Source organism: Trinickia sp. LjRoot230 (genome assembly GCF_964253315.1).
Lineage (GTDB): Bacteria > Pseudomonadota > Gammaproteobacteria > Burkholderiales > Burkholderiaceae > Trinickia.
Genome location: NZ_CAXUQX020000001.1, coordinates 3,441,341 through 3,455,684, shown reverse-complemented (window position 1 = coordinate 3,455,684; position 14,344 = coordinate 3,441,341). Strand labels below are relative to the sequence as shown.

The following is a 14,344-nucleotide window of genomic DNA, read 5'->3' as shown; positions in this document are numbered from 1 at the left end:
ACATGTTGCGATGCAAGATTCTTCATTTGTTACAACGACTTGCAGCAGTTGCAGTACAATGCGTTCCAGTCTTAAAGCGTTGCTTTCGTTTTTCTGACGACTGTCGTTCGGCGAACGTCGTCGCTCCACAGGTAAAGGCCTTGTTGAACTCCCTGCTTGATTTTCTTGCGCACGGTTTGCTGCGTTTCTCCTGGTGGCAAATCGTGCTCGTCACGCTTGCCATGACGCACGTGACAATCATCGGCGTCACTGTGTATCTGCACCGCTGCCAAGCGCACCGCGCGCTTGATTTGCATCCGGTGGCGAGCCATTTCTTCCGGCTCTGGCTATGGACGACCACCGGCATGCTGACTGGCCAGTGGGCGGCGATCCACCGTAAGCACCATGCGAAATGCGAGACCGAGGAAGATCCCCACAGCCCGCAAACGCGCGGTATCTGGAAGGTGCTTTTGGAAGGGGCCGAACTCTACCGAGCCGAGGCGAAAAATGAAGAGACGATGCGTCGCTTCGGGCACGGCACGCCCAACGACTGGCTCGAGCGCAACGTCTATACGCGTTACCCCATTCTCGGCGTGAGCCTGATGATGGTGATCGATGTCGCGCTCTTCGGCATCGTGGGGCTCTCCGTGTGGGCCGTGCAGATGATCTGGATCCCGTTCTGGGCAGCCGGCGTCGTCAACGGGCTCGCGCATTTCTGGGGCTATCGCAACTTCAACTCGTCCGACGCGAGTACCAACATTTTCCCGTGGGGCATCTTGATCGGCGGTGAAGAGCTCCATAACAACCATCACACCTACGCCACCTCGGCGAAGCTGTCGAACAAGTGGTTCGAGTTCGATATCGGCTGGCTCTATATCAGGCTGATGTCGGCTTGCGGCTTGGCCAAGGTCAAGAAAGTCGCGCCCACGCCGCGTCTGGCCGCACGCAAGCTAGTGCTCGATCAAGACACGCTGCAGGCGGTGCTCTCGAATCGCTACGAGGTCATGGCGCGGTATGGCAAGACGGTCAAGCGCGCCTATCGCCAGGAACTCGCGCGGCTCAAGGAAATCGGCGCACGCGAGAAATACATGCTGATGCGCGGCGCGCGCACGTGGTTCTACAAGGACAAGGACGGGCTTGACGAGCCGCAGCGGCGCCAGCTTCCTGAAATCTTCGCGAACAGCCAGACGTTGCGTACGTTTATCGAATTGCGCGACGACTTGACGGCCATCTGGGATCGCTCCAACGCGTCGCGCGAGCAATTGCTCGTCCAATTGCAGGACTGGTGTCATCGCGCCGAGCAAAGCGGCATCAAGGCTCTGCAGGAGTTCGCGCTGCGCCTGCGCCGCTACGCCTGAACGCGAATTCCGTTAAAATTTTGAGACGTCACTTGGCACCCCGCACTGGCGGGGTGTTGTTTTTTGGGGCGTCGTCAGTAGCACTACGTGCCTCGGCGCTTCTTTGAGGAGAACATGATGGCGTCGACGATGAAGACCGTCGAATTCGATAAACCGCTCATTTCGAGCGCAGCCGGCGCCGTTTGCGGTGTCGGGCAGGCGTGGGCGAAGGTTCCGTCGGTAGCGTCGCCGCAGGAGCGCGCCGCGCTCAAGGCGCGTATTCGCGAGTTGCTCGTGCGAGAGAAGGCTGTGCTCGTCGCGCATTACTACGTCGATGCCGAGCTCCAGGAGTTGGCGGATGAGACCGGCGGTTGCGTGGCCGATTCGCTCGAAATGGCGCGTTTCGGCCGCGACCACGAAGCGCGTACGCTCGTGGTGGCCGGCGTGCGTTTCATGGGCGAGACGGCCAAGATTTTGAGCCCGGACAAACGCATCCTGATGCCCGATCTCGACGCGACGTGCTCACTTGATCTCGGCTGTCCCGCTGACGAATTTTCAGCTTTTTGCGACGCACACCCCGAGCGCACCGTCGTTGTTTACGCGAACACGAGCGCCGCTGTGAAGGCGCGCGCCGATTGGATGGTGACGTCGTCGATCGGGCTCGAGATCGTGGCGCACTTACACGCGCGTGGCGAAAAAATTCTTTGGGCGCCTGATCGGCATCTCGGCGGCTACATACAGAAGCTCACCGGCGCCGACATGCTGCTGTGGCAGGGCTCATGTTTGGTTCACGACGAATTCAAAGGCATCGAGCTCGACCTGCTGCGCGCCGAGTACCCCGATGCCAAGGTGCTCGTCCACCCGGAATCGCCCGAGAGCGTGGTGGCGCAGGCCGATGTCGTCGGCTCGACGACGCAGCTGATCGACGCCGCGCGGAACCTGCCGGCAACGCACTTCATCGTGGCCACGGATCTCGGCATTCTTCACAAGATGCGTCTTGCCGCGCCCGGCAAAACCTTTATCGAGGCGCCGACAGCCGGCAACAGTGCCACCTGTAAAAGCTGCGCGCATTGCCCCTGGATGGCGATGAATGGGCTGGCGAATCTGGCCGACGTGCTAGAGCGTGGCCATAACGAAATCTTCGTCGAGCCTGCGATTGGCGCACGGGCGCGTGTGCCGATCGACCGAATGCTGGCTTTTGCCGCCGAGCGCAAGCAGCGCGTGCAAGCGAGCGGCGACCTCGCGCGCGATACGACGCTTTTCGCCAACGTGGGCGCGGCGTAACAGCGAGGAATAGCTAGGAATGCGAGAGATGGAGCAGCAGGAAAACGCCCATTCGGGCGACGAGGCGGTGTCTGCGCTTTACGCCGCGATTCGGAGCGAATACGGCACCGCGTTCGATGCCGCGCTTGCGCGCAATGTCGCCGACGCGTTGGACGAAGACGTCGGCACCGGTGATCTGACCGGGCGGCTCGTGCCGGCCGGCGCGCTGCGCGACGCTCGTATCGTGGTGCGCGAAGAGGCGATTCTTTGCGGCGTGCCATGGTTCGAGGCGGTCATGCGCCAGGTCGAGCCGTCGATCGAAACTCGCTGGTGTTATCGGGAAGGTGAGCCCATGGCGGCCGACTCGATCGTCTGCACATTGCGGGGGCCGGCGCGCGCGCTGCTGACCGCCGAGCGCAATGCGCTCAACTTCTTGCAGTTGCTCTCCGGGGTGGCGACGGCGACGCGCCGTTACGTCGATGTGGTCGCCGGCACGCGCGCTAAAATTCTCGATACACGCAAGACGCTGCCGGGCTTGCGGCTCGCGCAGAAATACGCGGTCCGCGTGGGGGGCGGCGCGAATCAGCGGCTGGCCCTTTATGACGGCATTCTGATCAAGGAAAACCACATCGCGGCGGCGGGCAGTGTCAGCGCCGCGCTCGAGGCCGCATATGCGCTCGATGCCGGTGTTTCCGTCCAGATCGAGGTCGAGTCGATCGAGCAACTCGAGTCTTCGCTCGCGCACGGCGCTCAGTCGATCCTGCTCGACAACTTTTCGTTGGGTGCGATGCGCGATGCCGTCAAGCTGACGGCGGGGCGCGCGATGCTCGAAGTGTCGGGCGGCGTCAGTCTCGATACGGTGCGGGCAATCGCCGAGACCGGTGTAGATCGCATTTCGATCGGCGCGCTGACAAAGGACGTCTGCGCGACCGATTATTCGATGCGAATCGTGTAGAGAACGCGGACGCACGCGGCGCATCGCGCGTCGCGCCGAATATCAAGCGTTATTGCGGATGTGCTCGGGGGCAAGAACGGTCGGCAGAGCCTTGGGCAGCGTGGCCGGCCAGTCGCGCGAGAAGTGCAGGCCCCGGCTTTCGCGCCGCGAGCGCGCACTTTCGACGATCAGCGATGCAACGTCGACGAGATTGCGCAGTTCGAGCAAGTCGCGGCTGACTTTGAAATTTGCGTAGTACTCCTGAATTTCGTCGCGCAGCAGCGCGATGCGATGCCTCGCGCGGGCGAGCCGCTTGTCGGTGCGCACGATGCCGACATAGTTCCACATCAGCCTGCGCAATTCGTCCCAGTTGTGGGCAACAACGACTTCCTCGTCTGGATCGGACACGCGGCTTTCATCCCAATCGGGCAGCGGCGCGTCAGCGGCGGCATTGAAACCTTCACTCTCCATCGCCGTGGAGGCGGCGCTGCCGATGACGAGACACTCCAGCAGCGAATTGCTGGCCAGCCGGTTTGCGCCGTGCAGCCCGGTGCAAGCGGTTTCCCCGACAGCGTAGAGGCCGGCGAGGTCGGTGCGCCCGGCGAGATCGGTCACGATCCCCCCGCAGGTATAGTGGGCTGCTGGCACCACGGGGATCGGATCCTTCGTAATGTCGATGCCGAATTCGAGGCACCGTGCGAGGATTGTCGGAAAGTGTTCGCGCAAAAAGGCGGCGGGCTGGTGGCTGATGTCCAGGTAGACGCAGTCGATCCCGCGTTTCTTGATCTCGAAGTCGATGGCGCGGGCCACGATGTCACGCGGCGCGAGTTCCGCGCGTTCGTCATGAGCCGGCATGAACCGCGTGCCATCGGGCAGCAGCAGGCGTCCGCCTTCGCCGCGGACGGCTTCCGTAATTAGGAACGATTTCGCGTACGGATGGAAGAGGCAGGTCGGGTGGAACTGGATGAACTCCATGTTGGCCACGCGGCAGCCCGCGCGCCATGCCATCGCGATACCGTCGCCGGTCGCGGTGTCTGGATTCGTCGTATAGAGATAAACCTTGCCCGCACCGCCCGTTGCGAGGACTGTATGCGAGGCCTGTAGCGTGACGGTGCGCCCGCTTTCGGGATCGAGCGCATAAAGCCCGTGGCAGCGGCGGCCAGGCAGGCCGAGCCGATCGGACGTAATAAGATCGATCGCGCAGTGTTCTTCGAACAGCGTGATGTTCGGATGCTGGCGCACGCGCTCGGAAAGCGTCGCTACAACGGCATGGCCCGTTGCGTCGGCCGCATGGATGATACGGCGATGGCTGTGGCCACCCTCGCGTGTCAGATGAAATCCGAGCTCCGCCGCGTCGTCGCGCGTGAAGGGTACGCCTTGCGCGATCAGCCATTCGATCGCGCCGCGACCATGTTCGACGATGAAGCGTGTCGCTGCTTCGTCGCACAAACCGCCGCCGGCGACGAGCGTGTCGCGTACGTGGTTGTCGATGCTATCGGCCGAATCCAGTACTGCTGCGATGCCGCCTTGCGCCCAATCGCTCGCACCTTCCGTCATCGAGCGCTTGGCCACCACCGCAACACGCCGTGTTTCAGCGAGATTCAGTGCCACCGTCAACCCCGCGAGCCCACTGCCCACGATCACGACGTCGAAATTCATCAGTCCGTTCCTTTCTCTTTTGGTCTCAGAGCCGGCCTCCCGTCGATGCATCTCGGCGACGCCAAGCAAAGAAGCATACCGCGATGAGCCAGACGTTGGGAAGGACAGGGCCAACGGCGGTGCACGGCGAGCATCGAAAATGCGCAGACGAAAAAAAACCCCGCTACAGGCGGGGTTTTTCATCTTGTCATCTTGTCTTCCGGCTCACACGGGAAAACCGATCACTTGATCTTGGTTTCTTTGTACGCCACATGCTTGCGGACGACGGGATCGAACTTCATGATCTCCATCTTTTCCGGCATGTTGCGTTTGTTCTTCGTCGTGGTGTAGAAGTGACCCGTGCCTGCGGTCGATTCCAGCTTGATCTTGTCGCGTGCGCCTTTGGCCATGATTTACTCCTTAGGCTTCACCGCGTGCGCGCACGCCGGCGAGCACGGAGTCAATGCCGTTCTTGTCAATCAGGCGCAGACCGGCGTTCGACACGCGCAGACGCACCCAACGGTTTTCGCTTTCCACCCAGAAACGGCGGTTTTGCAGATTCGGCAAAAAGCGCCGCTTCGTCTTGTTGTTTGCGTGGGAAACGTTGTTGCCGCTCATCGGCGCTTTCCCAGTTACTTGGCATACGCGTGCCATATGAGAGCACTCCTAAAACGCTAAATTCGGGTTCAAGCCTGGGTGAGCTTGGGTCCTGCTGGGTTGGAAGCCAGCTGTAATGCGTGGACCGAGGCCAATCGGTGCCCAGACGTCGGAACGGGTTGGAAACAGGCAGACGGCGATTCTAGCAGAAAAAGTACAGCAAAATCAAAACGTATTTGCATTTCGTCGTTCGCCGCGCGCGAGCGCTCACAGCCAGCCCGCTTGGGCGAATGAAAATACCGTGCTGCGGCCCACGACGAGATGGTCCATCAGCTTCACATCGACGAGCGCCAGCGCCTCGCGCAACACGCGCGTGAGCTGGCGGTCGCTCGCGCTTGGTTGGGCCACGCCCGACGGGTGGTTGTGAGCGACGACGAGCGCCGCCGCATTCACCGCAAGCGCGCGCCTGACGATCTCGCGCGGGTAGACGGCCATTCGCGTGAGCGAGCCGCGCGCACTTTCCTCGCTGTCGATCAGACGATGGCGGGCGTCGAGAAACAGGCACACGAATACCTCGTACGGGCGCTGGCCGATCAGCAGGCGGACGTAGTCTTCCACGGCGGCGCTCGAATCAATGAGCGGCGTCTCGCGCGCTTTTTCCAGCAGCGCGCGGCGTGCCATCTCGATGACTGCGAGCAGCACGGCCGTTTTGGCCGGACCGATGCCCCGCAGCCCTTTGAAATCGGCTGGATCCGCCTCGAGCATCGCACGCAGCGAGCCGAAGCGCCCGAGCAGCGTGCGCGCAAGCGCAAACACATTGTGGCCGGGCAGACCGCAGCCCAGAAAAATGGCGATCAACTCCGTATCCGAGAGCGCCGCCGCACCCGCGTCGAAAAGCCGTTCTCGCGGCATGTCGCGCGCCGGCCACTTGCTCGGTTCTCGATTGTCGTGATTGAGGGCCGCATTGACGTGACCTGAACTATCGGGCATTGGCGCGCTCCCACGTTCGCGTCAGTGCAGCGGTTCGCGATCGCGCCGGCGTCGCGCGGCGCCGGCGCATATGCCGTGTGCCGCGAGGTGACTTACAATAGAGACTTTGCGCCGGGGCCGGTTGCCCGTCTTCCGTGTTCCGCGCGCGGTGCGCGCCTTGTGCGCCGCCGACCGAACGAGTAATTCCAATGAGCATCATCGATCTTTCCGAAGTGAAACCCGATTCCCACGTCACGCTCCACTACCGGCTCTCACTGGCCGATGGCGCGGACATCGTCAATACATTTGGCGACAAGCCCGCTACGCTGCTCGTTGGGGCAGGACAGATAGCGCCGCCGCTGGAAGATATTCTCGTGGGACTGAGGGCGGGGCACCATTCGACCTTCCGGCTAGGTGCCGGCGAGGCTTTCGGCGAGCGCAATCCCGACCTGGTGCAACGTGTCTCACTTGCGACGCTGCGCGACAACGGTATGGTGGACGACGATTTCACCCCCGGTGAGGTCATCGAGTTCAACGCGCCCGACGGTGGCCGCTATGCCGGCGTGCTAAAGGAGATCGGCACGACGTCGGCGCTGTTCGACTTCAATCATCCGCTCGCGGGCCAGGCGCTCGCGTTCGAAGTGGAAATCATCGGGATTCTCTGAGATATGAGCTTCACGGATACCTCTTTCGCTGCCGCCGACGCGGAGATCCTGCTCGCCCAGCCGCGCGGTTTTTGCGCGGGTGTGGATCGCGCGATCGAAATCGTCGAGCGCGCGATCAAACTCTTCGGCGCGCCGATCTACGTGCGCCACGAAATCGTCCATAACGCTTACGTCGTCGAAGACCTGCGCAAAAAGGGCGCGGTGTTCGTCGAACTGTTGGACGAAGTGCCGTCGGGCAGCACCGTCATTTTCAGTGCACATGGTGTGTCGAAAGCCGTGCGCGAAGAGGCCGATGCGCGCGGCCTGCGTATTTATGACGCCACTTGCCCGCTCGTCACGAAAGTGCATTTCGAGGTGGCCAAGATGCGCCAGGAAGGGCTCGATATCATCATGATCGGCCACAAGGGGCATCCCGAAGTCGAAGGCACGATGGGGCAGTGCGCCAAGGGCATGTATCTGGTCGAAAGCGTAGAGGACGTCAATGCCCTCGAGCTGCCCGACCCGCAACACATTGCCTTCGTGACGCAGACCACTCTTTCGGTCGACGATGCTTCCGAGATCATTGCCGCGTTGAAGGCGCGCTTTCCCGACATCCGGGAACCGAAGAAGCAGGATATTTGCTACGCGACACAAAACCGGCAGGATGCCGTCAAGTTCATGGCGCCGCAATGCGATGTGGTGATTGTCGTTGGCAGCCCTAACAGTTCCAATTCCAACCGCTTGCGAGAAGTGGCCGAAAAGCGCGGGGTGCCGGCCTATATGGTCGACTCGCCGGATCAAATCGATCCGGCGTGGGTGGACGGCAAGCGGCGCATTGGCGTGACGGCGGGCGCATCGGCGCCCGAAGTGCTCGCACAAGCGGTCATCTCCCGTCTGCGCGAGCTCGGCGTTGGCAACGTGCGGGCACTCGACGGCATCGAGGAAAGCATCGCCTTTCCGCTGCCGCGCGGCCTGACGTTGCCGGGGTGATCTGACGTTCGAGCGTCGATACTTCGGTTTTTCGAATAAAAAAGCGCGCCCGGGGGCGCGCTTTTTTATTCATTATGCGAACCTCGCCGCCGGCGGTTGCTCCCGAAGCCAAGCTGGAGGTCGCAACCGGGTTGCAATCGACGCCAATTAGTTACCTCAAAAAAAGGTTGCAATGCAGGAAAACCCTGGCGCTGGCCTTTATTGGCCGCTAGCCAATTGGAGTTACAATGCGCGCGTCCTGAAAGGTTCAGCGGCCTTCGGACAGCCGTTTTTTCAGTAGGGCAGGAGATCGAATTAATGCATGTCCCGTTTGCATGCGCCGCGTTCAGTAAGGCGACCGACGGCGTAGCGAGCACCCGCGTGGCGGCGATGACGGCCGATGCGCAGATGGGCGGCGCGGCATTCGTGGCAACCGGGTACGCCGACCAAGGTGCGCGTGATTGTGCGCATATTGATGAGGACTGCGAAACATTTGCTCCGCTCGTCGTCGGTCGGTTTCGGCAGGGCGCGAGCCACGCCGGCGCGGCGGACATTTCGTCGAATACGTGGTCTGCGGCACAGGCGGCGCATGAAACCAGAGCAACAATCTCGGCAGATGCCAGGATGCATGCCGGCAGGACGATGGGGGCAGGCGTAGCGCAGTTTGGCAACGACGCCTCTGATATGTCAGCGCGGCATGTTGCGCCGGCAGAGCCAGACGCAGTGAACATGTGGTGACGAGCAGTAATCCGACGGCACCGGATACCCGACGGTGCCGTTTTTGCATCCGCTTTATCGGGCCGTCCGCCGAATCACGGCTTCGGCGTTTATGAGGCGGCTAACCCTTACCGGTTTTTTTTATCAGTACCCGCAGTGCCGTTGCGATTTTTGTCGACCCTCCGCATTACGGCGGGCGCGAGGCGGAAATCCAGTCGCACGGGCTAAGGAGCTTTAAATGGATATCTTCATCCAGCAGATCCTCAACGGTCTGGTGCTGGGCAGTGTATATGCCATCATCGCGCTGGGCTACACAATGGTTTACGGCATCTTGGGCATCATCAACTTCGCTCACGGCGATGTACTGATGATCGGCGCGATGGTTGCGCTGTCGTCCATCTCCGTGCTGCATAACCATTTTCCCGGACTCGGCAACGTGCCGACGCTGATGATCGGTCTCGCGATTGCAGCCGTGGTGTGCGCAATCGTCGGCTATACGATTGAGCGTGTGGCCTATCGGCCGCTGCGTCGGGCGCCACGCTTAGCGCCGCTCATCACAGCGATCGGGGTCTCGATTCTGCTGCAGACGCTGGCCATGATGATCTGGTCGCGCAACCCGCTGCCGTTTCCGCAGCTTTTGTCGACCGATCCGATTAACGTCATCAAGGCCGGTGAGAACAATCCCGGCGCCGTGATCTCCATGACGGAAGTCGTCATCATCGCGGCCGCGTTCCTCGTGATGGGCGGCTTGCTCCTGCTCGTGCACAAGACCAAGCTCGGCCGCGCCATGCGCGCCATCGCCGAGAACCCGAACGTAGCGAGCCTGATGGGCGTGAACCCGAACTTCGTCATTTCCGCGACCTTCATGATCGGCTCTGCGCTGGCGGCGCTGGCTGGCGTGATGATCGCGTCGGAGTACGGCAACGTCCATTTCTACATGGGCTTCATTCCCGGCATGAAAGCGTTCACCGCGGCCGTGCTCGGCGGTATCGGCAATCTGGCCGGTGCAATGGTGGGCGGCGTGTTGCTCGGTCTGATCGAACAGCTCGGTGCGGGCTATATCGGCAATCTGACGGGCGGCGTGTTCGGCAGTAACTATCAGGACGTGTTCGCGTTCGTCGTGTTGATCATCGTGCTGGTATTTCGTCCGTCGGGTTTGCTCGGCGAGCGGGTCGCAGACCGTGCGTAAGGGCAAGGAGCAACGAAAATGACTTCAATTCAACCGATCGAGCCGTCCACGACGCTCATCCCCGCAAAAAATGTCGGCAAGACGCTCGTCGTCGGCGTGCTGACCACGGTCTTAGTGATCGCCGCACCGATGCTGATCGGCGCAGCGGGCGGCAACTATTGGGTGCGCGTGCTCGACTTCGCGATGCTCTATGTGATGCTGGCGCTGGGACTGAATATCGTGGTGGGCTTCGCGGGCTTGCTCGATTTGGGCTACATCGCTTTTTATGCAGTGGGCGCCTATACGGCGGCACTGTTGACGTCGCCGCATCTGGCGAACCAGTTCGCTTGGTTCGCGAACATGTTCCCGGGCGGCATGCACGCGCCGTATTGGATCATCGCGCCCTGTGCGATGGCGGTGGCGGCGTTCTTCGGCGTACTGCTCGGTGCACCGACCTTGCGTTTGCGCGGCGACTATCTCGCGATCGTGACGCTCGGCTTCGGGGAAATCGTTCGGATCTTCATGAACAACCTCGACCGTCCGATCAATATCACGAATGGGCCGCAAGGCATTACCGGTGTCGACCCGGTGCATGTGGCCGGCTTCAATTTGTCGCAGACGCATACGTTGTTCGGCATGCAGTTCCCGTCCGTCTACATGTATTACTACCTGTTCGTGCTGTGCTCGCTGCTCGTCATCTGGGTTTGCACGCGGCTGCAGCATTCGCGTATCGGCCGGGCCTGGGCCGCGATCCGCGAAGACGAGATCGCCGCGAAGGCCATGGGTATCAACACGCGTAACGTGAAGCTGCTTGCCTTCGCGATGGGCGCGTCGTTCGGCGGGTTATCGGGTGCGATGTTCGCCGGCTTTCAGGGCTTTGTCTCGCCCGAGTCGTTCACGTTCTGGGAGTCGGTCGTCGTGCTCGCGTGCGTCGTGTTGGGCGGCATGGGCCATATCCCCGGCGTGATTCTCGGTGCGGTGCTGCTCGCCGTATTCCCCGAATTCCTGCGCTCGACGATGGGGCCGTTGCAGGCTTGGCTTTTCGGTCATCAGATCATCGATACCGAAGTCATTCGTCAGTTGCTCTACGGTCTCGCCATGGTGCTGATCATGCTGTATCGCTCGGAAGGCCTGTGGCCTGCACCGAAGCATGAGGACCGAATCGCGAAACTGGCCAAGCGCGGCGCCAAGAAGCCGGCGCGAGCCGGCGCGTAAGTCAAGCCCGAAGGTACGGCAGGAGAAACTCTATGAGCAGCAACAAACCTATTCGTTTGTCCGTCAAGGGCGTCAACAAACGCTTCGGCGGCCTTCAAGCGCTGTCCGATGTCGGACTGCAGATCGAAGAAGGGCAGATTTACGGCCTGATCGGGCCGAACGGCGCGGGCAAGACGACGTTCTTCAACGTGATCACCGGTCTTTACACGCCCGACTCGGGCGAGTTCAAGCTCGATGGCACGAACTACACGCCAACAGCCGTGCATCAGGTCGCGCAAGCTGGCATCGCGCGCACGTTCCAAAACATCCGGCTCTTCGGCGGCATGACGGCGCTCGAAAATGTGATGGTGGGGCGCCATGTGCGCACGAAGCACGGGCTTTTCGGGGCCGTGTTCCAGACGCCGGCCGAGCGTCAGGAGGAGCGTGAGATCAAGGCGCGCGCGCTCGAATTGCTCGAATACGTTGGCGTGTTGCAATACGCCGATTACACCGCGCGCAATCTTTCGTATGGTCACCAGCGACGGCTCGAGATTGCCCGAGCGCTTGCGACCGACCCGAAGCTGCTCGCGCTCGACGAGCCGGCAGCCGGCATGAACGCGACGGAAAAACTCGAGCTCACGAAGCTGCTCGACAAGATCCGCAGCGACAACAAGACGATCCTGCTCATCGAGCACGATGTGAAGCTCGTCATGCACCTATGCAATCGCATGACGGTGCTCGATTACGGCAAGGTGATCGCCGAGGGTCTGCCGCAAGACGTGCAGAAAGACCCGAAAGTGATCGAGGCATATTTGGGCGCGGGGGTCCACTGATGGCTACAGCAATGTTGAAAATCAAGGGCCTGCAAGTCAATTACGGCGGCATTCAGGCAGTCAAGGGCGTCGACATGGAAGTCGCGCAGGGCGAACTCGTCACGCTGATCGGCGCGAACGGCGCCGGCAAGACGACGACGATGAAGGCGATCACGGGCCTCAAGCCGTATTCGGCCGGCGATATCGAATACCAGGGGCAATCGATCAAGGGCGTGCCGGCGCATGAGCTGCTCAAGCGCGGTTTGGCGATGGTGCCGGAAGGCCGCGGCATTTTCGCGCGCATGTCGATCATCGAAAACATGCAGATGGGCGCGTACTTGCGTAACGATCGCGACGGCATTCAGAGCGACGTCGATCGGATGTTCGGCTACTTCCCGCGTCTCAAAGAGCGCGCGAAACAGCTGGCAGGCACGCTGTCGGGCGGCGAGCAGCAGATGCTGGCGATGGCTCGCGCGTTGATTAGTCGTCCTAAGTTATTGTTGCTCGATGAGCCGTCGATGGGTCTTTCGCCGATCATGGTCGAGAAGATCTTCGAAGTGGTTCGCGATATTTCGAAGGAAGGACTGACCGTTCTGCTGGTCGAGCAAAACGCCCGACTCGCGCTGCAAGCGGCCAACCGTGGCTATGTGATGGACTCCGGGGCCGTCACGATGTCGGGCGATGCGAAGCAAATGCTCGACGATCCGAAGGTACGCGCCGCCTACCTCGGCGAATAACGCTACCGTATACCGCGCCCGCAATTCGCTTGCGGGCGCGTGGTGGGGCCCTTCTCGTCTGTGCCAAGCAACGGGGTCCCGAGCCTTGAGAGGGCTCGAATTTCTTTTAAACCCGATCCAGCAAGGGGACATAAGTAGTGAAACAATCGCTCATCGCTAGCAGCGTTGTGGCGGCGTTCGCGCTCGCCACCGCATCGCAAACGGCATTCGCCGACACCATCGTCAAAATCGGTCACGCCGCCCCGCTGACGGGCGGCCTTGCGCACCAAGGTAAGGACTGCGAAAACGGCGCTCGCCTCGCGGTCGAAGAAATCAACGCAAAAGGGCTCACCATCAGCGGTCAGAAGGTAACGCTGCAACTCGATCCGCAAGACGACGCAGGCGACCCGCGTACCGCAACGCAAGTTGCGCAACGCCTCGTCGACGACAAGGTGGTGGCCGTGGTCGGTCACGAAACGTCGGGTACCTCGATTCCCGCATCGAAGATTTATAGCGACGCAGGGATCGTGCAGATCTCGCCGGCCGCCACGAACCCCACTTACACGCAGCAAGGCTTCAAGACCACGTATCGCGTGGTGGCAACCGATGCGCAGCAAGGCCCGGCGCTCGCGAGCTATGCTGCGAAGAAGCTCAGTGTGAAGACCGTGGCGGTGGTGGACGACTCAACCGCCTACGGTCAAGGGCTGGCCAAGGAATTCGAGAAGACGGCGAAGGAAATGGGCGTCAAGGTGGTCTCGCACGATGCGACCAACGACAAGGCCGTCGATTTCCGCGCCATCCTGACGAAGATCAAGGGCGCGAACCCGGATGCAATCATGTACGGCGGCATGGATGCCACGGGCGGCCCGTTTGCAAAGCAGGCCAAGCAGCTCGGCTTGCGCGCGAAGGTGCTGGCAGGCGACGGCGTGTGCACGAGTTCCGTCGCAACGCTGGCGGGCACGGCGTCGGACAACATCGTCTGTTCGCAAGCGGGCAAGGGTATTGACCAAATGGCGGACGGTAAAGTGTTCGAAGCCAAGTACGTCAAGCGCTTCAACCAGCCGGTCACGCTTTACGCGCCGTACACGTACGATGCCGTCTACGTCATCGTCGATGCGATGAAGCGCGCGGGCTCGACCGAGCCGGCGAAGATCGTGGCTGCCATGCCGAAAGCCGATTACAACGGCATCATCGGCACGACGTCGTTCGATGCTAAGGGCGATCTCAAGCATGGCGTGATCACGCTTTACACCTATAAGGACGGCAAAAAGACTTACATCGATGAAGTGAAGATGTAACGCTCGCGCGTCACGTCACATCACGTCATATAAGGCCGCATACAGGCATTCCCGCTGTATGCGGCTTTTTTTATAGAGTGATGTCCGATGCCGGGTGCACGGCGTACGC

The 14,344-nt window shown here is 61.3% G+C and carries 15 protein-coding genes; 11 read left to right on the top strand and 4 right to left on the bottom strand.

Annotation, left to right across the window (positions count from 1 at the left end):
• Positions 1–140 precede the first annotated feature (140 nt).
• The 3 genes from ACSQ20_RS15735 (at position 141) to nadC (ending at position 3,534) form a co-directional block, all read left to right on the top strand.
• Complete coding sequence (locus ACSQ20_RS15735) at positions 141–1,337, top strand: DesA family fatty acid desaturase (protein ID WP_436021511.1); 1,197 nt, start codon at positions 141–143, stop codon at positions 1,335–1,337.
• Positions 1,338–1,454: 117 nt separating this feature from the next.
• The gene (gene nadA, locus ACSQ20_RS15730) at positions 1,455–2,600 is read left to right on the top strand and encodes a quinolinate synthase NadA (protein ID WP_436023148.1); all 1,146 of its coding nucleotides are present in this window, start codon (positions 1,455–1,457) and stop codon (positions 2,598–2,600) included.
• 28 nt (positions 2,601–2,628) lie between these two features.
• On the top strand, positions 2,629–3,534 hold the full coding sequence (gene nadC, locus ACSQ20_RS15725; protein ID WP_436021509.1) for a carboxylating nicotinate-nucleotide diphosphorylase: 906 nt from the start codon (positions 2,629–2,631) through the stop codon (positions 3,532–3,534).
• A 42-nt stretch (positions 3,535–3,576) separates the two neighbouring features.
• On the opposite strand, the gene nadB is transcribed toward nadC, so the two are convergent.
• The 4 genes from nadB to radC all read right to left on the bottom strand — a co-directional run bounded on the left by nadB (position 3,577) and on the right by radC (position 6,738).
• The gene (gene nadB / locus ACSQ20_RS15720; RefSeq protein WP_436021507.1) at positions 3,577–5,172 is read right to left on the bottom strand and encodes an L-aspartate oxidase; all 1,596 of its coding nucleotides are present in this window, start codon (positions 5,170–5,172) and stop codon (positions 3,577–3,579) included.
• Between the two features lie 221 nt (positions 5,173–5,393).
• A complete protein-coding gene (gene rpmG / locus ACSQ20_RS15715) occupies positions 5,394–5,561 on the bottom strand; it encodes a 50S ribosomal protein L33 (protein WP_007586229.1) in 168 nt (55 codons plus the stop codon).
• 10 nt (positions 5,562–5,571) lie between these two features.
• Positions 5,572–5,805 (bottom strand): 50S ribosomal protein L28, encoded by a 234-nt coding sequence (rpmB, locus tag ACSQ20_RS15710; protein ID WP_436021504.1) that lies wholly within the window; start codon positions 5,803–5,805, stop codon positions 5,572–5,574.
• Positions 5,806–6,015: 210 nt separating this feature from the next.
• Positions 6,016–6,738: a RadC family protein gene (gene radC / locus ACSQ20_RS15705; RefSeq protein WP_436021502.1), complete on the bottom strand. Its 723-nt coding sequence runs from the start codon at positions 6,736–6,738 to the stop codon at positions 6,016–6,018.
• A 188-nt stretch (positions 6,739–6,926) separates the two neighbouring features.
• Here radC and ACSQ20_RS15700 point away from each other — a divergent pair, with 188 nt between their 5' ends.
• The 8 genes from ACSQ20_RS15700 to ACSQ20_RS15665 all read left to right on the top strand — a co-directional run bounded on the left by ACSQ20_RS15700 (position 6,927) and on the right by ACSQ20_RS15665 (position 14,235).
• Positions 6,927–7,382 (top strand): FKBP-type peptidyl-prolyl cis-trans isomerase, encoded by a 456-nt coding sequence (locus ACSQ20_RS15700; protein ID WP_436021500.1) that lies wholly within the window; start codon positions 6,927–6,929, stop codon positions 7,380–7,382.
• Between the two features lie 3 nt (positions 7,383–7,385).
• Entirely contained in the window at positions 7,386–8,351 is a 966-nt protein-coding gene (gene ispH / locus ACSQ20_RS15695) for a 4-hydroxy-3-methylbut-2-enyl diphosphate reductase (RefSeq protein WP_436021498.1), read from the top strand.
• A gap of 297 nt (positions 8,352–8,648) precedes the next feature.
• Positions 8,649–9,068 (top strand): hypothetical protein, encoded by a 420-nt coding sequence (locus ACSQ20_RS15690; RefSeq protein WP_436021496.1) that lies wholly within the window; start codon positions 8,649–8,651, stop codon positions 9,066–9,068.
• 217 nt (positions 9,069–9,285) lie between these two features.
• Complete coding sequence (locus ACSQ20_RS15685; RefSeq protein ID WP_436021494.1) at positions 9,286–10,236, top strand: branched-chain amino acid ABC transporter permease; 951 nt, start codon at positions 9,286–9,288, stop codon at positions 10,234–10,236.
• Between the two features lie 18 nt (positions 10,237–10,254).
• Entirely contained in the window at positions 10,255–11,430 is a 1,176-nt protein-coding gene (locus ACSQ20_RS15680; protein ID WP_436021491.1) for an ABC transporter permease subunit, read from the top strand.
• Between the two features lie 32 nt (positions 11,431–11,462).
• Positions 11,463–12,242, top strand: coding sequence for an ABC transporter ATP-binding protein (locus ACSQ20_RS15675; protein WP_436021489.1), 780 nt, complete (start codon positions 11,463–11,465; stop codon positions 12,240–12,242).
• The gene (locus ACSQ20_RS15670; RefSeq protein WP_436021487.1) at positions 12,242–12,958 is read left to right on the top strand and encodes an ABC transporter ATP-binding protein; all 717 of its coding nucleotides are present in this window, start codon (positions 12,242–12,244) and stop codon (positions 12,956–12,958) included. The genes ACSQ20_RS15675 and ACSQ20_RS15670 overlap by 1 nt, the downstream gene beginning before the upstream one ends.
• 152 nt (positions 12,959–13,110) lie before the next feature.
• Positions 13,111–14,235, top strand: coding sequence for a branched-chain amino acid ABC transporter substrate-binding protein (locus tag ACSQ20_RS15665; RefSeq protein ID WP_436023146.1), 1,125 nt, complete (start codon positions 13,111–13,113; stop codon positions 14,233–14,235).
• Positions 14,236–14,344 lie beyond the last annotated feature (109 nt).